General features: G+C 66.8%; 22 protein-coding genes. 9 read left to right on the top strand and 13 right to left on the bottom strand.

The window, feature by feature from the left end:
* Positions 1-110 precede the first annotated feature (110 nt).
* Positions 111-842: a CoA transferase subunit A gene (locus ROV93_RS10860; protein ID WP_072167775.1), complete on the top strand. Its 732-nt coding sequence runs from the start codon at positions 111-113 to the stop codon at positions 840-842.
* Position 843: 1 nt separating this feature from the next.
* Positions 844-1476: a CoA transferase subunit B gene (locus tag ROV93_RS10865; RefSeq protein WP_072167776.1), complete on the top strand. Its 633-nt coding sequence runs from the start codon at positions 844-846 to the stop codon at positions 1474-1476.
* A 22-nt stretch (positions 1477-1498) separates the two neighbouring features.
* Here the strand turns inward: ROV93_RS10865 and ROV93_RS10870 are convergent, their stop codons facing one another.
* A complete protein-coding gene (locus ROV93_RS10870; RefSeq protein ID WP_176698781.1) occupies positions 1499-2521 on the bottom strand; it encodes a glycosyltransferase in 1023 nt (340 codons plus the stop codon).
* 363 nt (positions 2522-2884) lie between these two features.
* Here ROV93_RS10870 and ROV93_RS10875 point away from each other — a divergent pair, with 363 nt between their 5' ends.
* Positions 2885-3472, top strand: a complete 588-nt coding sequence (locus ROV93_RS10875) for an alpha-ketoglutarate-dependent dioxygenase AlkB (protein ID WP_072167821.1) — start codon at positions 2885-2887, stop codon at positions 3470-3472.
* 4 nt (positions 3473-3476) lie between these two features.
* On the opposite strand, the gene ROV93_RS10880 is transcribed toward ROV93_RS10875, so the two are convergent.
* Genes ROV93_RS10880 through ROV93_RS10895 form a run of 4 tightly spaced genes read right to left on the bottom strand, consistent with a single transcriptional unit; the run spans position 3477 to position 6995 of the window.
* Positions 3477-4118 carry an ABC-type transport auxiliary lipoprotein family protein gene (locus ROV93_RS10880; protein WP_151354777.1) on the bottom strand — a complete coding sequence of 214 codons (642 nt, stop codon included), beginning with the start codon at positions 4116-4118 and terminating at the stop codon, positions 3477-3479.
* Entirely contained in the window at positions 4115-5041 is a 927-nt protein-coding gene (locus ROV93_RS10885) for an MlaD family protein (protein WP_049465312.1), read from the bottom strand. The genes ROV93_RS10880 and ROV93_RS10885 overlap by 4 nt, the downstream gene beginning before the upstream one ends.
* A gap of 3 nt (positions 5042-5044) precedes the next feature.
* A complete protein-coding gene (locus tag ROV93_RS10890) occupies positions 5045-5872 on the bottom strand; it encodes an ABC transporter ATP-binding protein (RefSeq protein ID WP_072167780.1) in 828 nt (275 codons plus the stop codon).
* Position 5873: 1 nt separating this feature from the next.
* Positions 5874-6995: an ABC transporter permease gene (locus tag ROV93_RS10895; RefSeq protein WP_065179137.1), complete on the bottom strand. Its 1122-nt coding sequence runs from the start codon at positions 6993-6995 to the stop codon at positions 5874-5876.
* A gap of 88 nt (positions 6996-7083) precedes the next feature.
* Here ROV93_RS10895 and ROV93_RS10900 point away from each other — a divergent pair, with 88 nt between their 5' ends.
* On the top strand, positions 7084-8343 hold the full coding sequence (locus ROV93_RS10900; protein WP_046428410.1) for a threonine/serine exporter family protein: 1260 nt from the start codon (positions 7084-7086) through the stop codon (positions 8341-8343).
* Between the two features lie 11 nt (positions 8344-8354).
* Here ROV93_RS10900 and ROV93_RS10905 read toward each other — a convergent pair whose 3' ends face one another.
* The 4 genes from ROV93_RS10905 to ROV93_RS10920 form a co-directional block, all read right to left on the bottom strand.
* On the bottom strand, positions 8355-9269 hold the full coding sequence (locus tag ROV93_RS10905) for an IS110 family transposase (protein ID WP_269777539.1): 915 nt from the start codon (positions 9267-9269) through the stop codon (positions 8355-8357).
* 319 nt (positions 9270-9588) lie between these two features.
* On the bottom strand, positions 9589-9972 hold the full coding sequence (locus ROV93_RS10910) for an H-NS histone family protein (RefSeq protein WP_005415203.1): 384 nt from the start codon (positions 9970-9972) through the stop codon (positions 9589-9591).
* Between the two features lie 223 nt (positions 9973-10195).
* Entirely contained in the window at positions 10196-11899 is a 1704-nt protein-coding gene (locus ROV93_RS10915) for a proline--tRNA ligase (protein ID WP_072168869.1), read from the bottom strand.
* Positions 11900-12226: 327 nt separating this feature from the next.
* Entirely contained in the window at positions 12227-12601 is a 375-nt protein-coding gene (locus ROV93_RS10920) for a DUF4124 domain-containing protein (protein ID WP_312539744.1), read from the bottom strand.
* An 80-nt stretch (positions 12602-12681) separates the two neighbouring features.
* On the opposite strand from ROV93_RS10920, the gene pssA reads away from it, so the two are divergent.
* From pssA to rimI, 3 genes are read left to right on the top strand one after another with little or no spacing between them, the layout of a single operon-like run.
* Positions 12682-13458, top strand: a complete 777-nt coding sequence (pssA, locus tag ROV93_RS10925) for a CDP-diacylglycerol--serine O-phosphatidyltransferase (RefSeq protein ID WP_111008221.1) — start codon at positions 12682-12684, stop codon at positions 13456-13458.
* Positions 13455-13958, top strand: coding sequence for a hypothetical protein (locus ROV93_RS10930; protein ID WP_072168871.1), 504 nt, complete (start codon positions 13455-13457; stop codon positions 13956-13958). Before pssA ends, ROV93_RS10930 begins: the two co-directional genes overlap by 4 nt.
* On the top strand, positions 13955-14452 hold the full coding sequence (gene rimI, locus ROV93_RS10935) for a ribosomal protein S18-alanine N-acetyltransferase (protein WP_049465109.1): 498 nt from the start codon (positions 13955-13957) through the stop codon (positions 14450-14452). Before ROV93_RS10930 ends, rimI begins: the two co-directional genes overlap by 4 nt.
* Before the next feature lie 45 nt (positions 14453-14497).
* Here the strand turns inward: rimI and ROV93_RS10940 are convergent, their stop codons facing one another.
* From ROV93_RS10940 to ROV93_RS10955, 4 genes are all read right to left on the bottom strand, one after another.
* On the bottom strand, positions 14498-15319 hold the full coding sequence (locus ROV93_RS10940) for an EamA family transporter (protein WP_072168872.1): 822 nt from the start codon (positions 15317-15319) through the stop codon (positions 14498-14500).
* A 133-nt stretch (positions 15320-15452) separates the two neighbouring features.
* Complete coding sequence (locus ROV93_RS10945; RefSeq protein ID WP_180890787.1) at positions 15453-18281, bottom strand: valine--tRNA ligase; 2829 nt, start codon at positions 18279-18281, stop codon at positions 15453-15455.
* Positions 18282-18353: 72 nt separating this feature from the next.
* Positions 18354-18779 (bottom strand): DNA polymerase III subunit chi, encoded by a 426-nt coding sequence (locus tag ROV93_RS10950; protein WP_005415211.1) that lies wholly within the window; start codon positions 18777-18779, stop codon positions 18354-18356.
* 82 nt (positions 18780-18861) lie between these two features.
* A complete protein-coding gene (locus tag ROV93_RS10955) occupies positions 18862-20340 on the bottom strand; it encodes a leucyl aminopeptidase (protein ID WP_072168874.1) in 1479 nt (492 codons plus the stop codon).
* Positions 20341-20444: 104 nt separating this feature from the next.
* Here ROV93_RS10955 and lptF point away from each other — a divergent pair, with 104 nt between their 5' ends.
* Positions 20445-21527: an LPS export ABC transporter permease LptF gene (gene lptF / locus ROV93_RS10960; protein ID WP_072168875.1), complete on the top strand. Its 1083-nt coding sequence runs from the start codon at positions 20445-20447 to the stop codon at positions 21525-21527.
* Positions 21524-22630 carry an LPS export ABC transporter permease LptG gene (gene lptG / locus ROV93_RS10965; RefSeq protein ID WP_049414332.1) on the top strand — a complete coding sequence of 369 codons (1107 nt, stop codon included), beginning with the start codon at positions 21524-21526 and terminating at the stop codon, positions 22628-22630. Before lptF ends, lptG begins: the two co-directional genes overlap by 4 nt.
* Positions 22631-22652: the final 22 nt, after the last annotated feature.

Genomic DNA, 22652 nt, shown 5'->3' on the forward strand with positions numbered 1-22652 from the left:
CATTCTACCCAATGCCCGCCCGGTGCTCCGTCAATGCTGCGGCGCATCCAGGCCCTTCGCCGCCCTCCAGCTAGAATGCCGTCATCCTCAACGTGCAGGGTAGTACAGCAATGCAGCAATCGACTTCCGGCGGAAAGCGCGGCAAGCGCTACGCCAGTGCGGCGGAGGCCCTGCAGGGGGTGGTCGCCGATGGCCAGACCCTGGCCGTGGGTGGCTTTGGCCTGTGTGGCATTCCCGAGGCGCTGATCGCTGCGCTGCGCGACAGCGGCGCCAAAGGCCTGACCGTGATCTCCAACAATGCTGGCGTCGATGGCTTCGGCCTGGGCCAGCTGCTGGAAACGCGGCAGATCAAGAAGATGATCTCGTCCTACGTGGGCGAGAACAAGGAGTTCGAACGCCAGTTCCTGGCCGGCGAGCTCGAATTGGAATTCAATCCGCAGGGCACCCTGGCCGAGCGCCTGCGTGCCGGCGGCGCGGGCATCCCTGCGTTCTTCACTGCCACCGGCTATGGCACGGTGGTGGCCGAGGGCAAGGAGACCCGCGCGTTCGACGGCAAGCACTACGTGATGGAAACCGCGTTGCGCGCCGACGTGGCACTGGTCAAGGCCTGGAAGGCCGACGAGGCTGGCAACCTGGTGTTCCGCAAGACCGCACGCAACTTCAACCCGGCCTGTGCGATGGCGGGCAAGGTCTGCATCGTGGAGGTTGAAGAGGTCGTGCCGGTCGGCGCCATCGACCCGGACCAGGTGCACCTGCCGGGCATCTATGTGCACCGCATCGTGCACAACGCGCATCCTGAGAAGCGAATCGAACAGCGCACCATCCGCGCGGAGGGCAACTGACATGGCGTGGACCCGCGATGAAATGGCGGCCCGTGCCGCCCAGGAACTGACCGATGGCGCCTACGTGAACCTGGGCATCGGCCTGCCGACGCTGGTCGCCAACCACATTCCCGAAGGCGTGGACGTGTGGCTGCAGTCGGAGAACGGCCTGCTCGGCATCGGCCCGTTCCCGACCGACGCTGAAGTCGACGCTGACCTGATCAATGCCGGCAAGCAGACCGTCACCGCACGTGCGGGCGCCAGCTACTTCGGCAGCCACGACAGCTTCGCGATGATCCGCGGTGGCCACGTCAACCTGGCCATCCTCGGTGCGATGCAGGTGACCGACAAGGGCGATCTGGCCAACTGGATGGTGCCCGGCAAGATGGTCAAGGGCATGGGCGGTGCGATGGACCTGGTGGCCGGCGTGCAGCGCGTGGTGGTGCTGATGGAGCACACCGCCAAGAACGGCGAGCACAAGATCCTGGCCGAATGCACGCTGCCGTTGACGGGTGTTGGCGTGGTCGACCGCATCATCACCGATCTGGCCGTGTTCGACGTGACTGACAAGGGCCTGCTGCTGGTGGAGGCCGCGCCGGGTGTCAGCGATGAAGAGCTGAAGGAAAAGACCGGCGTGGCGCTCGTTCGCAATTGAGTAGATCGTCCAGCACGGATTGTCAAGCGCGCAGGAGTTCCTCGAGACTCCTGCGTGCGGCATCGCTGGAGAAGTGGTCACGGATGTTGTGGTAGCCCTGTTCCGAGAGGCGCGACCACAGCACCTCATCCGAGTACAGGCGCAGGACTGCTGCACTGAATTCTTCAGCATCGGCTGCAATCAGGGCGTTCCTGCCATCTACGAGGAACATGCCCTCGGCAGCGATCGGTGTGGCTACAACCGGGATGCCATAGCTCATTGCTTCGTTGACTTTGCCTTTGACTCCCGCCCCAGACAACAGCGGAGCCAGGGCGATCCTGCATCCCCCAAGAAATGGCTTGAGTGATGCCACATGCCCATGAACAACCACGCCTTCGCGCGCGTATCGTGCAGCAACAACTTCAGGGATTTCGCCAATCAGGTGCAGGACAATTTCCGGTCGTTGCGCCCTGATCCGTGGATAAATCTCGTTGACCAGCCATTCCAGGGCTTCCTGGTTCGGGTGGTGGGAGTAGCCTCCAACGAAGTACACGCCAGCAGTTTCCTGGAAGCGGCGTGTTTCACCGCGTACATCGTGGATATTGGACAGGAGCCGGATATCGGTGCCCGGTAGTTCGGCCTTCAACATTTCCAGTTCCGCCTGACTGACCACCAGCGTTGCATCGCTGGCCTTGATCAGGGCGATTTCACTCTGTCTTGTCCGTACCGCTTGGCGTTGCAGCTTCGCGTCCTGCCGCAGATCTGCGGCGCGCTGTTCGCGGACATGATGCAGATCGACAGTATCAAAGATGACTTTACCAACGCCGTGGTCACGGATCAGCGCGATGTGCGCTGCCGCGACGTGGTGCCGACTAAGCAGGGCAGCACGAACCTGATGGCTGTGGACATTCAGCCATTGATCGAGTCTGGGACGACCGGGAACACCAATTAGCTCTACGCCGATGCCATCTAGGTAGCTTTTGTTGCTGGCGCTGACAATCCCGTTGTCTGGCATGAAGACCGGGCGGAATCCCAGCTCGCTTATGGACTGCAGGATCCTGCCCATTCTTACCGAGCCGGAATCGCGAGTGGGATCCGGGGCATTCGCGTCTAGTACAAGCACGTATCGGGCCTGGGAAGAGGGCGCGGCAGGGCTGCGTCCATAGAGAGTGTCAGAGTAACAGGATGGCGTCCCATGTGCTTCTGCAGTTGCATGCCGACGCAAGGCGATCTTGATCTTGCACAGGGTGCCGACCAGGCCAACATCTTGCAGATTCCGGATCACCAGAGTCAGCCGCCGCGATGCCTGGTGCGACCGCCATTTGAGGCTATACCAGGAGTGCTTCAACGTCATATTCATCGGGGGGGCGTAGTGGTACGGACGTCCATCATAGTCGCTGGCCGCGAGGCGGCGTGCTAGCGTGTGACCATGCTGTTTCCCAATGACCTGCCCGACGCCAACGTCCAGCACCTGCCGGGCTGGCTGGACGCTGCCAACGCCGACCGGCTCATGGGAGCGCTGCTGGCCGAAGTGCCCTGGGAAACCCATCGCATCCGCATGTTCGGCAACTGGGTGGACTCGCCGCGGCTGAGCTGCTGGATCGGCGACCCGCAGGCGCGTTACCGCTACTCCGGTGCCGAGTTCGTGCCGCATCCGTGGCCGCCGGTGTTGCAGGCCGTGCGCGAGCGCCTGCAGGCCGAAGGCTACGGCCGCTTCAACAGCGTGCTGCTGAACCGCTATCGCGGTGGCGGTGACTACATGGGCTGGCACAGCGATGACGAGCCGGAGCTGGGACCGGCCCCGGTGATCGCGTCGCTGAGCCTGGGTGCGGCGCGCCGTTTCCTGCTGCGCCGACGCGACGATCCGGCGCGCAAGGCTGAATTCCTGCTCGGCCATGGCGATCTGCTGGTAATGGCGGGGCAGACGCAGAGGTTCTACCAGCACGCGCTTCCGAAGATGGCACGGGTGCAGGGTGAACGGATCAACCTGACGTTCCGCTGGATTGCGCCGCGCTGATCGATCAGCGCGCGACGTTAGGTTGATCGGCCTGCCCGCTCACCAGCGTCCAGCCCACCACATCCTGTGCCAGCTGCTGCAGGCCGCGCTCGAACGCCGCGGTCACCGCCGGTACGTCGGTGCTGCCGACCGGCTGCGCCTGGCGGAAGGTGCGGTCGGCCACCACGCGCTGGTCGGCGACATGGATCAGCTTGGCGTTGACCTCGATCACCACGGTCGGCGTGGCCTGGCCCTGGTAATCCGATTCGAAGCGGCGCACGTCGGTGGACAGCTTGTAGTCGGCGCGGATGCCGGCAGTGCTGCGGGCCACGCCGCGGATGCGGCCGGAATCCTCGAAGCCACGCAGCAGGGTGTCCTCGATCATGTCGGTGGCCGGCTGCGCCCAGCTGGCCCCCTTGTAGATCTCAAGCTGCGACGGCGTCGGCCGCACGTTGATGCGCGGGCTGTCGACCATGCGCGCGGCGCTGGGCTTGGCCAGCACCAGCTGCCAGCTGGCCTGCGGCCACGCGGGGTCCGCCTTGACCTGCACGGACGGTGAGTACAGCGTCACCGCAGTTTTCTCGCTGCTGCCGAGGATGGAGCAGCCGCCCAGCAGGCCGACCATCGAAGCGGCCAGCAGCAGGCGCGGAAGGGGGGGCGTGCTCATTGGGGTTCGAACTCCTTCGGTGCGTCGCGGCCCAGCAGGTAGCGCGCGGGGTTGTTCTCGAGACGGTCGCTGACCCGGCGCAGGTCGCGGATCAGGCCGCGCAGTTCGGTCAGCGTCGGGCCCAGCTGGCCAAGGCCATCGTTGGCGAAGCTGTTGATCGCGGCGCGGTTCTCGCCAAGGATCGAATCGGCATTGCCGGCGGCCGAGTCGAGCTTGGCCAGGGTCGCGTCGAGCTTGTCGATGATGCCGGGCAGCTGCTGCACCAGGTTCTTGTCCAGGCGCTCGATGGTGCCGTTGGTGGTCTTCAGCGTGGTGTCCAGGCTACGGGCGGCATCGCGCGCGCTGAGCAGCAGCGCCTGCGTGCCCTGGTCGCGGTCGGCCAGGCCGCCGCTGATCGTCTCCAGGTTGGCCAGCGTGGCGTTGATCGAAGCCACGTTGCGGTCGCTGAGGATCTGGTCCATGCGCTCGACGATGCGGTTGGCCACATCGGTGATGTTCTGCAGCGCCGAGGGCGTGGTCGGGATGATCGGTGCCGGATCCTTGTTGACCGTGGTCAGCGCCGGCGACTGCGGCGTGCCGCCGCTGAGCTGGATGATCGACGGGCCGGTCAGGCTGGTGATCGCCAGCTTGGCGCGGGTATCGGTCTTGACCGGCGTGTTGGAGTTCAGGCGGATGCGCGCGACCACCTGGCGCGGGTCGTCGGGCACCAGGTTCAGTTCGGTGATCGAGCCCACCGCGATGCCGTTGTACTGCACCGGGCTGCCCACCGACAGGCCGGTCACCGCTTCGCGGAAGACCACGCGGTACTCCTGCCAGGTGCGGTCGGAGGAGTACTTGGCCGCCCACAGGCCGAAGGCCAGCAGGGCCAGGCCGGTGATCAGGGTGAACGCGCCGATCAGCACGTAGTTGGCTTTGGTTTCCATGGCTCAGGCACTCTCGATCTGTTCGCCACGCGCGGCGCGCGCGCGGGGTCCGTGGAAGTATTCCTGGATCCACGGATGATCCAGTTTCTCGATGTCCGGCAGCGGCGCATTGGCCACCACCCTGCGGTCGGCCAGCACGGCGACGCGATCGCAGATGGCGTACAGCGTGTCCAGGTCGTGGGTGATCAGGAACACGGTCAGCCCCAGCGCTTCCTGCAGCGTCTTGATCAGGCGGTCGAAGGCGGCCGCGCCGATCGGGTCGAGGCCGGCGGTGGGTTCGTCCAGGAACAGCAGCGGCGGATCCAGCGCCAGCGCCCGGGCCAGGCCGGCGCGCTTGCGCATGCCGCCGGAGAGCTGCGAGGGCAGCTTGTTGATCGCGTCGGCGGGCAGGCCGGCCAGTTTCACTTTCAGCAGCGCCAGTTCGTAGTGCCAGCGCTCGGGCAGTTCGCGGTGGTGTTCCTTCAACGGCACCTGGACGTTCTCACCCACGGTCAGCGACGAGAACAGGGCACCGTCCTGGAACAGCACGCCGGTATTGCGTTCGATGTGCAGGCGGCTCTCGGCGTCGTCGGCACGCGCATCGCGGCCGAGGACTTCGATCTGCCCAGCATCCGGCACACGCAGGCCGAGGATCGAGCGCATCAGCACCGACTTGCCGGTGCCGGAGCCGCCGACCACGCCCAGGATCTCGCCGCGGCGTACGTCCAGATCCAGGTCTTCGTGCACGGTCTGGCTGCCGAACCGGTTGACCAGGCCACGCACGCGGATGGCCAGTTCGTGGCCCTGGTCGTCGTGCATGTCGATGGATTCGGGGAGGGCGGATGTGCTCATGTCACCAGTCCATGTGCATGAACCACAACGCCGCGAAGGCGTCGATGATGATCACCAGCGAGATCGTCTGCACCACGCTGGAAGTGGTGCGCTCGCCGACCGACTGCGCGGTGCCTTCCACCTTCAGCCCTTCCAGGCAGCCGATCAGGCCGATCACCAGGGCGAACACCGGCGCCTTCGACAGGCCCACCAGCAGGTGCCGCACTTCCATCGTCTCGTGCATGCGCGCGATGTACATCTGCGGCGGGATGTCGAGGTCGAACGCACCGACGGTGATGCCGCCGGCCAGGCCGGCGATCATCGCGATGAAGGTCAGCAAGGGCAGGGTGACCAGCAGGGCGAGCAAGCGTGGCAGCACCAGCAGGTCGACCGGGTCCAGGCCCAGCGTACGCATCGCATCGATCTCCTCGCGTGCCTTCATCGCACCGATCTGCGCGGTGAACGCACTGGCGGTGCGGCCGGCCAGCACGATCGCGGTCAGCAGCACCGCGAACTCGCGCAGGAAGGCGATGTTGACCAGCTCGACCACGTAGATCTCGGCGCCGAAGTCGCGCAGGATGGTCGAGCCGAGGAACGCGATCACCGCACCCACCAGGTAGGACAACAGCGCCACCAGCGGCACCGCATCCAGCCCGACCTGCTCCATCTGATGCACGGTGGCGGTCAGCCGGAAGCGGCGGGGTTCCTTGACCAGCCGCGCCGCCTTGACCAGGTTCTCGCCGAGGAAACTGCACAGGGCCTTGATGTTGTGGCCGGTGGCGTGGACGCTGACGCCCAGCCGCTCCAGCGCGGCCAGCACGCCGAAATCGCGCTTGGCCTTGGGCCGGTCATCGGCCACTTCCTCGATGGTGCACACCAGCGCCTGGTGGTCCGGGCGGAACTGCAGCGCGTCTTCGTGGAGATCGGCGCGATGGGCCACGCGCAGCACCTGCAGCACGCCGGCCGAATCGAGCTGCTCGATGCCGGTGGCATCGATGCCGGTCAGCGCGTCGGGAACGCCGCGCAGGACTTCGGCCGCGGCCAGCGCGGTCTTCAAGGTCCAGGTGCCGGACAGGCGGATCAGGCCCGGGTCGTGGGCATCCTGTTCGAGCTGGGGAGCGAGGTTCGGGGTGACGTGGGCCATTCGGGTCGCAGCATAACCTGTATCGGGCTTCGCGTCGAACTTGGATGAATTTCTCCGGCGGGCCCCAGCGTAGGTAATACTACGGCGCATGTCCGCTGATGCTCACACGATCCCCACACCCCAGGCCACCTACGCACAGCGCGTGGCCTTCGTTTCCGAGATCGCCGGACGCCTGCACAGCTATGGCACCACGGCCCAGCGCCTGGAAACGGCGGTGGTTGCCCTGGCCCGCCAGCTCGATCTGGATTGTGAACCGTGGTCGAATCCCACCGGTATCATCCTCAGCTTCAGCGATCCGGCCCAGGCGATCGGCTCCAGCGACATCACCCGCGTGATCCGCCTGGCACCGGGTGAGAACGACCTGCACAAGCTCAGCGTTGCCGACCACATCGCCGAAGAAGTGTCCAACGGGCGGATGAGCATCGCCCAGGGCCACACTGCGCTGCGCCAGCTGGACAAGGATCCGGGCCGACGCGGCAAGCTGCGCACCATCCTGTCGTTCACCCTCGGCGCGGCTGGCGTGGCCGGCATGTGGAAGCTGCCGTGGCTGGACATCGCCACCGCCGGTGTCATCGGCCTGATGATCGGCCTGCTCGGCATGGTCACCGATCGCCGCCCGGCCACCCGCGAAGCCGCCGAGGCACTGGCGGCGCTGCTGGCCGGCATGGTCGCCACCCTGGTCGCGTCGTTCATTGGTGCGCTCAACCTCAATACCGTGATCATCGCCTCGCTGGTGGTGCTGCTGCCCGGCATGTCGCTGACCAATGCGGTCAATGAGCTGGCCAGCCAGCACTGGGTATCGGGTACCGCGCGCTTTGCCGGCGCACTGACCACCATCATGAAGCTCAGCGTCGGCGCGATGATCGCGGTGACCCTGGCCGATGTGCTCGGCCTGGACCCGGTGATCCGGGCCGCGCGGCCGCAGGGGCCGTGGGTGGAATGGGGCTCGCTGCTGACCGCCGCATTTGCCTTCGCGATGCTGTTCAAGGCCAATCGCCGCGATTATCCGTGGGTGATTGCCGCCTCGGTGGCCGGTTATGCGATCTCCAAGTTCGGCGGCCACGCCTGGGGCGCACCGGCCGGTATCTTCCTGTCGGCAATGCTGCTGACCGCCGGTGGCAACCTGTTCGGACGCCTGGTCGGGCGTCCGGGCGCGATCATCCGCCTGCCGGGCATCATCATGATGGTGCCCGGCAGCACCAGCCTGCGTGGCGTGCTGACCCTGGTCCAGCAGCAGGACGTGGGCGCCGGCCAGAGCGTGTTCCTCACCGTTCTGAACGTGGTGATGGCGCTGGTGGCGGGCCTGCTGTTCGGCAACCTGCTGATGCCGGCGCGCAAGACCCTGTAGCAACTGTCTTGTCAGGCGGAGGCCATCTGGGCCTCCGCGTCACGCTTGCGGGCGTTGAGGATCACCAGCATCTTGCGCATCACCGCGACCAGGGCCACCTTGCCCGGCTTGCCTTGGTTGACGAGGGATTCAAAGAATTCCTTGAGCCGGGGCTCATAGCGTTTGGCGGTCAGCGCTGCCATGTAGAGCGCTTCGCGTACAACGGCCCGGCCGCCGGTGATGCTCCGTCGTCCTTTCCAGTTGCCGCTTTCCCGGTTCATGGGGGCAACCCCTACCAAGGCCGCGATGGCTTTCCCACTTAGTCTTCCCAGCTCCGGCAGCTCGCAGGCCAGGGTTGCCATCAGCACCGGGCCAGCGCCTTTGAGCTTGGCAAAGTCATGCCATCCTTCCTGCTCAGCCAAGAGCGCTGCGATGGTGGTATCGAGCTGCTTGATGGTTTTCTGGATCTCACGCAGATGCTGATTCAGCATGGAAATCAGGCTTGGTTCGCTGAACGCACGCATGCGCTGATGCTCGCTCACCCGCATCTGCACCAGATGGCGCCGACGCTGGCAGAGCTCACCCAGACGGCGTTGCCAGGCTGCTGGCGGGACGTAACGGGTCAGCTTGAGAACGTCGGCCATGTGAGCCAGAACCATGGCATCGATGCGATCGGTCTTGGCCTGCTTCCCGGTGGCTGAGGCGAAACTGCGGCCACGGCCCGGGTTGATCCGCACCATCGGCAAGCCAGCTTCGTGCAAGGCGTCCAGCGCCTTCTGTTCATAGCCGCCGCTGGCCTCCAGCACGACCTGCTTGGCTGGCCACCGCTGCAGCCATCTGATCAGACTGGCCCAGCCCCGCTTGTTGTTCTTGAACTGACGGAAGGCCTGTTCATGGACGGCCACATCCAGATTCTCACCGCTGACATCGATCCCGATCCCAAACATGGGGCAACTCCGCTAGGCTGACAGGGTCGAGAGCTCCCCCCGCTTGCCCAGTCTTATCAGTACGAGTGCCAGCTCGATCAACTGTTCGGGCGGATCAGGGAGAAACCGGCGCGGAGATCCTTGCTACAGAGCGATCGAAAAGACCTAGAGCCGAACGGTCGTCCGCGCCGGGCTCTCGGCACCTAAGGTGCCAGAGTCGGAAGAGATAAGAGCCGAGCCCACGCTCGGCTTTGCATATGGATAGCCGAGCGTGGGCGCGGCTCTACAAACAGGAAACGCCGGCTTTCGCCGGCGTTTTTTATTGCTCCCCGATCCGGCCTCAGGCCTTCTTGATCAGGAAATCTTCCGGCTTCTTGTTGCCCTTGGCGGTCAGTTCAGCCATCCAGCGCGGCTGCTTGCCACGGCCGGTCCAGGTTTCCTTGGGGTTGGCCGGGTTGCGGTACTTCGGGGCAACCTTGCCCAGCTTGCGGCCGGCGGTCTTCGACGGTGCCTTGGCGACCTTGGCCACCTTGCGCGCGCGCGGTGCCGGGGCGTCGCCGAACAGTTCCTCGATGGTGTAGCCCTCGGTCTTGGCCAGCTTGGTCAGCTGGGCGCGCACCTTGGTGATCGGCCGGCGCTTGGCGACGATGGTCTGCTGCTTCTTGGCGGTACGGATCAGGGCGCCCAGCTCGCGTGCTGACAGGCCGGTCAGGTCAATGCTCATTTACGGTTACTCCGGAAACTAATGTGTGGACGGGACAAGCCAGTCCATGGCGTCGGCGGACAGAATAGAGATGAATTAATCACAGCACAAATGCAGGCGGGTCATGGCGTGGCGGCATGCAGACGCTATCGCGGTGATTTTGACCGGATTATGTCCGCTGCAATATAGGGAAAGGCCGCGCGCCAAAAAAAAAAAGACCGGGGCAGGCCCCGGTCTTTCCACGTCAGCCCTGCAGTCGCTGCAGCAGGGTGGCCTTGTCCAGGCTCTCCGCCTCGCTGGCGCGGCGCGCGCGGTACTCGTAGGTGCCGGCGGCCAGGCCGCGTTCGCTGACCACCACGCGATGCGGAATGCCGATCAGTTCCATGTCGGCGAACATCGCGCCGGGACGCAGGCCACGGTCGTCAAGCGCGGCGTCCAGGCCGGCGTCGCGCAGTTCCTGCAGCAGGCTGGCCGCGGCATCGGCCACGGCGGCGTCGCCCTTCGGATTGATCACGCACACCACCACCTGCCACGGCGCCATCGCGTCCGGCCAGATGATGCCGGCCTCGTCATGGTTCTGTTCGATCGCGGCAGCCACCACCCGCGAGATGCCGATGCCGTAGCAGCCCATCGCCATCACCGCTGCCTTGCCGTTCTCGTCCAGCACGGTGGCGTCCAGCGCCTCGGCGTACTTGCGGCCGAGCTGGAACACATGGCCGACCTCGATGCCGCGGGCGATCTTCAGTTCACCGCCGTCCACGGCGCGATCGCCGGCACGCACGTTGCGGATGTCGGCCACTTCCGGCTCCGGCAGGTCGCGGCCCCAGTTGACGCCGGCCAGGTGGAAACCGGCCTCGTTGGCGCCAACGACGAAGTCGGACATCGCCGCCACTTCGCGATCGGCGACCACGCGGATGGCCTTGGCCGGGGCGACCGGGCCGAGGAAGCCCGGCACGCTGCCCAGGTACTCGGCGATCTCCGCTTCGCTGGCGAACCGCTGCTCGTCCAGGCCGGCGACCTTGGCCAGCTTGATCTCGTTGACTTCGTGGTCGCCACGCACCAGCACCAGCACGAACTGCTGTGCCTCGCCTTCGCCGGCGATCAGTGCCACCGACTTCACCGTGCGCTGCAGGTCGATGCCGAGCAGGGCCGCGACGTCCTCGCAGGTCTTCTGGGTGGGGGTATCCACCTTGCGCATTGTTTCGGAGGCGGCCGCACGCGGTGCCGGATCGGCGGCGATCGCCGCCTCCATGTTGGCCGCGTAGTCCGAACCGGTGGAGAACACCAGGGCGTCTTCGCCGGAATCGGCGATCACGTGGAACTCCTGCGAAGCATCGCCACCGATCGCGCCGGAGTCTGCCTGCACCATGCGGAAATCCAGGCCGAGGCGGGTGAAGATGCGGCTGTAGGCCGACTTCATGTTCTCGTACTCGCGCACCAGGCACTCATCGTGCAGGTGGAACGAATAGGCGTCCTTCATCAGGAACTCGCGCGCGCGCATCACGCCGAAGCGCGGGCGGATCTCGTCGCGGAACTTGGTCTGAATCTGGTAGAAGTTCACCGGCAGCTGCTTGTAGCTGGACAGCTCGCTGCGCGCGAAGTCGCAGGCGGCTTCTTCGGCGGTCGGGCTGTAGCAGAACACCTGGTCCTTGCGGTCCTTGATCTTCAGCAGCTGCGGGCCGAACTTCTGCCAGCGGCCGGTCTGCTCCCACAGTTCCTTCGGCTGGATGGTCGGGATCTGGAATTCCACCGCGCCGGCCCGGTCCATTTCCTCGCGAACAATGCGCTCGACCTTGCGCAGCACACGCAGGCCCAGCGGCGACCAGGTGTACAGGCCCGATGCCAGCTTGCGGATCATGCCCGCGCGCAGCATCAGCCGGTGGCTGGTCAGCTCGGCGTCGCTGGGGGTTTCCTTGGTGGTGTGCAGGTGGAACTGGGAGAGGCGCATCGTCGGCTTTGGATAACGGCAGAGACGTCTATTCTGCCAGCCCGGCCGGGGGGAGGGGTATCGGCAGGGCTGCGCCCTGCACCCGCCGTAGTGCCGGCCGCTGGCCGGCAACCTCAGAAGCAACAGCCGAAGCAACAGCGGGTTTCCCGTGGGATGGCGGGGTGGGTCCGGTTGCGGGGGCGCCGTGAATACGTCCATGCAGGCTCGGTCGCCGCATCCATGCGGCTCGTGCCCACACCGCCCCGCCACCCCACAGAAAGCCCAGAGCCGGCTGTTGCCCTTGCTGTTGCCTCTGCGGGTGCAGGGCTGCAAGCCCTGCCGATACCCTCATTGTGCTGGGCAGTAGGCCTTGATCGCCGCTTCAGCCAACCCCTTCTGTGCGGTGTGCTGCTCCGGGGTCAACGGGGTATCGGCCTTGCCATCACCATCGGTGTCCTGCATCACCTGGCCACCGCCGTCCAGCAGGGCCAGGTTGGCCCGGGCCGTGCTGCACTGCTCGGGAACCGGCGCGGCCGGGGGCTCGGTGCTGGTCGCGGCCTGCGGGGTGCGGGCCTGCTCGCGGGTCTCGTACTTCTTGCCCGCTGGTGGGGTCTCCGAGTACTGCGTCACGCCATGGGCGTCCTTCCATTTGTACACGGGACCGGCCACGGCGTTGGCACTGGCCAACAGCAGCAGGCATCCAAGGCAGGACAGGGCACGCATGGCAAACTCCACGGAATGGGCGTAGAACGCCGATTGCAGCATTGGCGCCGAGCACTGGCAAGTCGATTAAACTGGATTCCATGGACCCGATCACACCGCCGCCGCGCTCGCGCACGATTTACCTGTTGCCCAACCTGTTCACCACCGCCGGCCTGTTCTCCGGTTTCTACGCGATCATCGCCGCGGCCAACGGGGATTTCGTCAACGCCAGCATCGCCGTGTTCGTGGCGGCGGTGATGGATGGCCTGGACGGGCGCGTGGCGCGCCTGACCGGTACCAGCAGCGAATTCGGCGTGCAGTACGACTCGCTGGCCGACCTGGTCAGCTTCGGCATGGCCCCGGCGCTGGTGATGTACCACTGGTCGCTGTCGTGGCTGAAGTTCGACGATCCGCTCCTCGGCCGCGTCGGCTGGGCCGTGGCCTTCCTGTATGCGGCCTGCGCGGCGCTGCGCCTGGCCCGCTTCAACACGCAGGTGGCGGTGGTCGACAAGCGCTGGTTCGTCGGCCTGGCCAGCCCGGCCGCAGCGGGCCTGATGATGTCCTTCGTCTGGGCGTTTGCCGACGGCAACCTGGGCTGGGATGGCAACCAGCTGCGTTACGTGGCGCTGGCGGTGACGATCATCGCTGCGCTGCTGATGGTCAGCCGTATCCGTTTCTGGAGCTTCAAGGGCGGCGATGCCAAGGGCACCCGTTCGGATCGCGTGCCGTTCCTGGTGCTGGCACTGGTGCCGGTGGCGATCGCGATTGCGGTCATCGACCTGCCGCGCGTGCTGTTCGCGGTCGGCATCCTGTACGCCTTGTCCGGCCCGGTGATGTGGGCCGGGCAGCGCATGCGCAAGAAGCCCGAGGCCGCGTGAGCCAGGACCTGCCCGTGCTGTGGTCACCGGCCCAGCAGGCCTGGCTGCAGGCCATGGGCTATACCGTCTATCACGACGGCCAGCTGGCCGCCGAGCTGGATGCCGCATTGCAGTTGAGCGTGGCCGAAGCCAGTGTTGCTCCGCCGGAGCCGGAGCCGGTGCGGGCTGCTGTGCCGCCGCGCGACGCCCATACCGCGCCCGCGACCGCAGTACGCGCGGAACGCCCGGCACCGCCGCGCCGCGAAACGCCGGTCAGTGCCCCGGATACCGTGCCGGCGGCTGAGCGCCCGCTGCCCAGCGGCAACGCACGCCAGCCGGTGGTACGCCTGCCCGATCGCCTGCAGATCGCATTGCTGCGCGCCTCCGGCTGCAACCCGAACGACCCGGCCACCCAGATGCTGATGGACAGCTGGCCGCTGGACCAGCTGCGCCGCGACCCGGCCGCCAAGCGTGCGCTGTGGCCGCAGCTGCGTGCCCTGCGCAAGCGGGGCACGCCGTGAGCGCGGTAACCCGGCCCGGCCCGGTCAGCCTGCGTGCGCTGCGCGAGAGCGACCTCAATGCCGTGATGGCGATCGAGCTGCGGGGCTATCCGTTTCCCTGGACCCGCGGCATCTTCATCGACTGCCTGCGCGCCGGTTATCCCGGCCTGGCGATGGAGCGTGATGGCCTGCTGGTCGGCTATGGCGTGCTCAGCATCGCCGCGGATGAAGCGCACGTGCTCAACATCTGCATCGATCCACTGGCACAGTCGCGCGGGCTGGGCCGCCAGCTGCTGCGCGCACTGGTGCAGCTGGCCGCCGATCGCGGCGCACAGCGCGTGTTTCTGGAAGTGCGCCCATCTAATACGCCGGCACTGGCGCTGTACCACAGCGAAGGCTTCAACGAGATCGGCCGCCGCCCGCGCTACTACCCGGCTGCACAGGGCCGCGAGGATGCGGTGGTGATGGCCATCGAGCTGGTCGACGGCGACCTGCAGGCGATGCCGCCGCTGTGACGCAGACGGGTTGCCGGCCAGCGGCCGGCACTACCAACGCGCCCATCACGCCAGCCGCAACGCCAGCACGCCACCGATGATGAGCGACGCCGCCAGCCAGCGCGCGCGGGGTATCCGTTCGCGCAGCAGGAACACCGAGATCAGCAGCGCGAACAGGATCGAGGATTCGCGCAGCGCCGAGACCATCGCCACCGGCACCTGCGTCATGGCCCACAGCGCCATCGCATAGGAGGCGGTGGTGCCGACGCCGCCGGCCAGCCCCAGCGGCCAATGCTGCCGTGCATAGTCCAGCACCGCGCTGCCGCGCGTGTACACCGCCCACAGCGGCAGCGGGATGCCCGACAGCAGGAACAACCACAACGTGTAGCTGAGCGCGTTGCCGGACTGGCGTGCGCCGTGCGCGTCGACCAGCGTGTAGGTGGCGATCATCGCTGCGGTCAGCAGCGGCAGGCGCAGTTGGCCGCCGCGCGCACCCACTGCCATGCACAGGATACCGGTGCTCACCAGCACCACGCCCAGCCACGCTGCAGCGGGCAATGGCTCACCGAGCAGGGTGCCCGCCAGTGCGACCAGGATCGGCGCGCTGCCACGCATCAGCGGGTAGGCCAGGCTCATGTCGACCTGCTGGTAACAGCGTGCGACCAGCCCGTAATAGGTCACCTGCAACAGCACCGATGCGCCCAGCCAGGGCCAGCTGTGCGCGGCGGGAAAAGGCAGGAAGGGCAGGGCGGCGGCCGACAGCAGCGCGGCGCTGCCGGTGACCAGCACGGTGCCGAGGAACTTGTCCGGCCCGCGCTTGACGATCGCATTCCAGCTGGCATGCAGTGCCGCAGCGGCGAGAACCAGCAGGAAGATCGAAAGAGGCATCCGGCGATGATGCCATGCGGGGGAAATGGAAACGCCGGGCATCGCCCGGCGTTTCCCATTTCGCTTGGGTGGGTGCCAACCTCTCCCGGCGTGGTAGGTGCCAACCTTGGTTGGCACGCACCAGAGCGCGGCGTTACAGCTTCGCGCGCTGTTCGCGCAGGCCGGCCAGCTGGGTGTTCCAGTCGGCCAGGCGCACGCGCTCCTGCTCGACCACGGCCGGCGGCACCTTGTCGGTGAACCTGGCCAGCTTGGTCTCGCTCTTCTCCTTTTCGGCTTCGACGCGAGCGATTTCCTTGTCCAGGCGCACGCGCTCGGCATCGAGATCGACCAGGCCTTCCAGCGGCACCAGCAGCTTCAGCTCGCCCACGATCGCGGCGGCCGCCGGCGGTGCGCTTTCGCCTTCGGCCAGCCACTGGATGCTGTCCAGCTTCAGCAGGAACGACAGCGAGGTGCTGAAGCGTTCGATGCGCACGCGGTCCTGCGCCAGGCCGGCCTGCAGGCGCAGCGGCACCTGCTTGGACGGTGCGACGTTCAGTTCGCTGCGCACGCGACGCACCGCGCTGATCACCGCCTTCAGCCATTCCACGTCGGCCTCGGCCTGGGCGAAATCACCGGCGAATTCGGCGGCGGTCGGGTACGGGCGCAGCGACAGCGTGGTTTCGGCCAGGCCCAGGCGCGGGGCCAGCTGCTGCCACAGCTGTTCGGTGATGAACGGCGTGAGCGGGTGCAGCAGGCGCAGCAGCGCTTCCAGCACGTACAGCAGGGTGTGGCGGGTGCTTTCGGCATCAGCCGCGTCGGCACCGTTCAAGGCCGGCTTGCTCAGCTCCAGGAACCAGTCGCAGAACGCGTTCCAGGCGAACTCGTACAGGCACTGCGCCAGCAGGTCGAAGCGATACGCGGCGAAATGCCCCTGTGCCTCGGCGGTGGTGGCGGCCAGGCGCGCGAGGATCCAGCGCTCGGCATCGGTGCGCGGCTTGGGCACGCCGGTGAACGCAGCGCCTTCGGTGTTCATCAGGGCGAAGCGGCTGGCGTTCCACAGCTTGTTGCAGAAGTTCTTGTAGCCCTCGGCGCGGTTCATGTCGAACTTGATGTCGCGGCCGTGGGTGGCCAGCGCGGCGATGGTGAAGCGCAGCGCGTCGGCACCGTGGGCGGCGATGCCGTCCGGGAATTCCTTGCGGGTGGCCTTCTCGATCTTCTCGACCATCTTCGGCTGCATCAGGCCGCCGGTGCGCTTGGCAACCAGATCGTCGATGGTGATGCCGTCGATGATGTCCAGCGGGTCGAGCACGTTGCCCTTGCTCTTGGACATCTTCTGGCCCTGGCCGTCGCGGATCAGGCCGGTGAAGTAGACATCCTTGAACGGGATCTTCCCGACCAGGTTGTCGGTGGCCATGATCATGCGCGCCACCCAGAAGAAGATGATGTCGAAGCCGGTGATCAGCACCGACGACGGCAGGTAGCGGTCGAAGCCACGCTCGGCCATGGCCTGCTCGTTCGGCCAGCCCAGGGTGGAGAACGGCCACAGCTGCGAGGAGAACCAGGTCTCCAGCACGTCGCTTTCCTGGTTCAGCACCACGTCGCTGCCCAGGTTGTGCTTGGCGCGCACTTCCTCTTCGCTGCGACCGACGTAGCAGTTGCCGGTGGCGGCATCGAACCACGCCGGGATGCGGTGGCCCCACCACAGCTGGCGGCTGATGCACCAGTCCTGGATGTTGTTCATCCAGTGGCGGTAGGTGTTGATCCAGTTCGGCGGCACGAAGGAAATGCTTCCGTCCTCGACCAGTTCCAGGCCACGCTTGGCCAGGTCGTCCATCTTCACGAACCACTGGTCGGTCAGGTACGGCTCGATCACCTGGCCGGTACGGTCGCCGCGCGGCACCTGCAGCTTGTGCGCCTTGGTCTCGACCAGGATGCCCAGGTCTTCCAGTTCGGCCAGCACCGCCTTGCGCGCTTCATAGCGGTCCAGGCCCTGGAAGCGTTCCGGCGCATTCTCGTTCAGCGCCGCCACCGGGGTGAACAGGTTGATCATCGGCAGGCTGTGGCGCACGCCCACTTCATAGTCATTGAAATCATGCGCCGGAGTGACCTTGACCACGCCGGTGCCGAACGCGCGGTCCACGTAGTCGTCGGCGATCACCGGCACGCGGCGGCCGGTCAGCGGCAGCACCACGCTCTTGCCGATCAGGTGCGCGTAACGCTCGTCTTCCGGGTGCACCATCACCGCGGTATCGCCCAGCAGGGTTTCCGGGCGGGTGGTGGCGACGACCAGGTAGTCGCGGGTTTCGCGCAGGGTTTCCACGCCGTCGGCATCGCGCTCGACGTGCTCGTAGCTCAGGCCTTCGTCCAGCGTGTAGGCGATCGACCACAGGAAGCCGTCTTCCTCGGCGCTCTCCACTTCCAGGTCGGAAATGGCGGTCTTCAGCACCGGGTCCCAGTTCACCAGGCGCTGGCCGCGGTAGATCAGGCCCTGCTCGTACCAGCGCACGAAGGCTTCATTGACCGCCGCCGACGGCTGCGGGTCCATGGTGAAGGTGCTGCGCGACCAGTCGGCGGAGGTGCCAAGGCGACGCATCTGGCGTTCGATGGTGTCGCCGGATTGCTGCTTCCACTCCCAGACCTTGCCGATGAAGCCTTCGCGGCCCAGCGAATCGCGGGTCTCGCCCTTGCCTTCCAGCGCCAGGTTGCGGCTGACCACCATTTCGGTGGCGATGCCGGCGTGGTCGGTACCGACCTGCCACAGCGTGTCGTAGCCGCGCATGCGGTGGTAGCGCACCAGCGCGTCCATCAGGGTCTGCTGGAAGGCGTGGCCCATGTGCAGGGTGCCGGTCACGTTCGGCGGCGGCAGCAGGATGGTGTACGGCTCGCCCGTGCCGGACGGCTTGAAGTGGCCGGCCTTCTCCCAGGCCTCGTAGAGGTCGGTCTCGAAGGACGTCGGGTCGTAGCTGGAGGCGAGTTGGGTCATGCGGGGGAACCAGGAGGTAATCGTTGAAGGGTCAGGGCGCGGCGGCGGCCCATCAAGGGGGCCGGGGCGCGCTCACATGTCATGCTTGTTCAGGTCGTAACCGGCGGCCTTGTACTGGCGCCAGCGCTCGCGCAGCGGTTCGCGCGCTTCCGGATCGGCCGGCACCACTTCCAGCACGCGCTCGCACTGGCCCAGCCAGGGCTCGTCGCGCAGGTTGATCACCAGCGGACGCGCTGGTGCCTCGGTGCCGGGTACCGCGATCAGTACCAGGGCCTCTTCCTCGTCCATGTCTTCGCCGGCGATCTGGTGCGGGATGTAGGCGTCGTTGTCGAACGCCCACAACAGCTCGTCCAGCTCCTCGGCCTGGGCCTGGTCACGGGCCAGCACCAGGGTGAACAACCCGGCGTCGTTGGCCTTGCGCGCCAGCTCACAGACCAGGCGCAGCGGCTCGGTCAGGAAGCGGGGCTTGGCGATCAGGTAGAAGTCGGCGCGGGGCATGGCAGGGTCCGGGTCAGGCAGGGGCCCGGCAGTGCCGGGCGAGGCCCCGGCCGGCGTCTGCCGGCCAGGGTCGGGTACGGCATCAGGCGCGGGCGGCCTGGTCCAGCAGCCACTGGCTCAGCAGGCCGACCGGGCGGCCGGTGGCCATGCCACGCTTGCCTTCATCGCTGGCCACGCCGGCGATGTCCAGATGGGCCCAGCGCTGGCCTTCGGCGAAGCGCGACAGGAAGCAGCCGGCGGTGATCGCGCCAGCCCAGCGGCCACCGATGTTGTAGACGTCGGCGAAGCTCGAATCCAGCATCGGCTGGTACTCGTCCCACAGCGGCAGGCGCCAGGCGCGGTCGAACACGTGCTCGCCGGCGGCCAGCAGCTCGTTGGCCAGGTCATCGTGCTTGCTCATCAGGCCGGCGGTCTGGTGGCCGAGGGCGACCATGCAGGCACCGGTCAGGGTGGCCACGTCGACCAGCGCGGCCGGCTCGAAGCGCTGCGCGTAGGTCAGCGCGTCACACAGGATCAGGCGGCCTTCGGCGTCGGTGTTGCCGACTTCGATGGTCTTGCCCGACATCGAGGTGATCACGTCCGACGGACGATAGGCGTTGCCATCGATGGCGTTTTCCACCGCCGGGACCACCACGACGAGGTTCAGCGGCAGCTTGGCCTTGACCGCAGCGACGAAGGTGCCGATGACGTTGGCGCCACCGCACATGTCGTACTTCATTTCCTCGATGCCGCCCTGGGTCTTCAGGTTGACGCCACCGGTATCGAAGGTGATGCCCTTGCCGACCAGCACGTACGGCTTGGCGTCACCGCCATTGTTCCACTTCAGCACGACCAGGCGCGGGCGGTTGGCCGAGCCACGGGCCACGGCCAGCAGCGAGCCCATGCCCAGCGCTTCCATCTGGTGCTCGTCGAGGATCTCGGCTTCGGCACCCTCGTGCTCGCCGGCGAACTTCACGCCCACGTCGGCCAGATAGGCCGGGGTGCAGTAGTTCGGCGGCAGGTTGCCCAGCTCGCGGGCGAACTCGACACCGGCGGCGATGGCCTGGCCCTGAGCCAGCGCCTGCGCGTCGTCACCGGCGATGGCCAGCTGGGTCAGACCGGCGTCGTCGGCCTTCTTCTTGCCCAGGGTGGCGGTATAGCGGTAGGCGGCGTGATCGGCGGCGATCACCGCCTGACGGATCGCCCAGGCCGCGTCGCGGTCCTTCACCGCCACTTCGGACAGGGTGAACAGCGCGCTGCGGGTGGCGCCGGCCTTCAGCGCGCGCACGGCGTCGCCCACGGCCTTCAGGTACTGCGGCACGCCGAAACGGGCGGCTTCACCGAGGCCGACCACCAGCACGCGCGGGGCGGTCACGCCCGGCAGGTCGTGCAGCAGGGTGGTTGCGCCGGTCTTGCCGGACAGATCGCCACGCTGGGCCAGGGCGGCCAGGCGGCCACCGCTGGCGGCATCCAGGGCCTGCGCGGCCGGGGTCAGGGTATGGTCGGCATACGCGCCGACCACCAGGCAATCAACGGTGGCGGCGGCCGGAGCAACGTGGTTCAGGGTGAATTCGAGGGCCATTGAGCAGATTCCATTGGCGAGTCCGTACAATCGCAGGCCGTTTACGCCCAGACAGTAGACTGGGCGGCACCGCGAACGAACCCCAGAGTTTAAACCACCGCCCCATGCTGAAGCTCGACCGATACCTGCTGGGCGATTTCGTCCAGAGTTTCCTGGCTACCCTGATCGTCCTGCTGGTGGTCAGCGTGGGCGGCGTGCTGGTGGACATCCTCGGCAACATCGCCGACGGACGCCTGCCGGCCAAGCTGCTGTTCTCCCAGCTGGGCCTGCAGTTCATCGCCTACCTGCCGCTGATCCTGCCGCTGGCATTGATGCTGGGCCTGCTGCTGGCCGTGGCGCGGCTGTACCGCGACTCGGAAATGGCGGTCATCACCGCCATTGGTGTTGGCCCCAAGCGACTGCTGCGACCGCTGCTGATGCTGGTGGTGCCGGTGGTGCTGCTGGTCGGCGCCTGCTCGCTGTGGCTGGGCCCGTGGGCAGGCCGGGTGGCCGAGCAGATGATCATCGAGGCCAACCGCAGCGTGCTGATGGCCGGCCTGGAGCCGGGCCGGTTCACGCCGCTGCCCAATGGCGGCGTGGTCTACCTGTCCTCGATCTCGCCTGACGGCACCGAGCTGGGCAAGGTGTTCCTGCAGCGGCAGAAGGACGATCGCCTGGAAGTGGTGTCGGCCAACAGTGGCCGCATGTACTTCGAGGGCAGCCGCCAGCGTTTCCTGGAGCTGGATGATGGCCACCAGGTGGAAGGCCCGGTGGCCGCTGGGCTGGATTACCGGCTGGCGACCTTCGCCCGCAACGACGTGGCCCTGCCCGATGGCGCACAGACCCGCACCGAGGATGACCCGGAATTGATGCCAACCCTGCAGCTGATCGGTGATGCACGGCCGCAGGCGCAGGCGCAGCTGCATCGCCGGCTGGCACCGCCGCTGATCGCGCTGGCATTCGCCCTGCTGACCGTGCCGTTGGGCCGCAGCTCGCCGCGCCAGCAGCGCTACGGCCGCATGATGCTGGCCCTGCTGGCCTACATGGTGGGCACCAACCTGATGTTCATCGGCAGCGGCTGGATTGCCAACGGCAAGATTCCGCCCGCGCTCGGCCTGTGGTGGTTGACCCTGCCGCTGCTGGCGCTGGCGATCTGGATGTATGTGCGTGATGGCCGCCTGGGCCGTCCGAAGGGAGCCCGCGCATGAGGCTGCGCCCGATGCGTTTCGACCTGTACCTGGGCCGGTCGGTGTTCACCACCGTGCTGCTGACCTGGGCGGTGCTGGTGGGCCTGGACGTGGTGATGGCCTTCTCCGGCGAGTTCAAGGACATCGGCAAGAACGGCTACACCCTGGGCCATGCCGCCGCGTGGGTGCTGTACACCGTGCCGCGCCGCGCCTACACGATGTTCCCGACGGCCGCGGTGATCGGCGCACTGATGGGCCTGGGCCAGCTGGCCGCGACCTCGGAGCTGACCGCACTGCGTGCACTGGGCCTGTCGCGCAAGCGCCTGAGCGTGTCGGTGGCGATTGCGCTGTCGCTGCTGACCGCGGTGATGGTGCTCAGCGCCGAGACGCTGGGCCCGTGGGGCCAGGACCGTGCCGATGCGCTGAAATCCAGCGCCAAATGGGGGCGGGATATTGCCACTACCCGTTACTCGGGGCTGTGGGCACGCGAAGGCGACACCTTCCTCAATGCGCAGAGCGGCGAGGAGCAGCTGGTGGGCGACAAGGGCACGCGGCTGATCCTGCGTGATGTGCGCCTGTACCGGGTCGCCGAAGACGGCAAGATCGCCTCGTTGACCCATGCCGCCACCGCCGAGCACGACAAGGACGGCTGGGTGTTGACCGGCGTGCGCCGCGACACCTTTGGCGAGCGCTCGGCAACCCGTCAGGAAGTGGCACGTGAACCCTGGAACTCGAAGTTGGACCCGGCCGCGCTGGCCACCGGTATCGCCAAGCCGCGCAACCTCAGCGTGTCCGAGCTGAGCACCAGCATTGCCTACCGCGAACGCAACGGGCTGGACGCGCGCGATTTCGAGGATGTGTACTGGAGCCGCTGGTTCTATCCGGTGAACGTGCTGGCCCTGTGCCTGGCGGCGGTGCCGTTCGCGTTCGGATCGCTGCGCAGCGGCGGCATGGGCAAGCGCTTGTTCCTGGGCATCCTGTTCGCATTGGGCTTCTGGCTGCTGCAGCTGTTCTTCGGCCGCATGGCCGGCGCGCTGAAGTTCGATTACCGCATTGCCTACGCGCTGCCGCCGATCGTGATGCTGGCGGTATCCGGACTGCTGTTCCGGCGCAAGTCGGGCTGATTCTGATTGTTGTAGAGCCGAG

The sequence above is a fragment of the Stenotrophomonas maltophilia group sp. msm4 genome (assembly GCF_032025605.1).
In the GTDB taxonomy this organism is placed as follows: Bacteria; Pseudomonadota; Gammaproteobacteria; order Xanthomonadales; family Xanthomonadaceae; genus Stenotrophomonas; species Stenotrophomonas sepilia.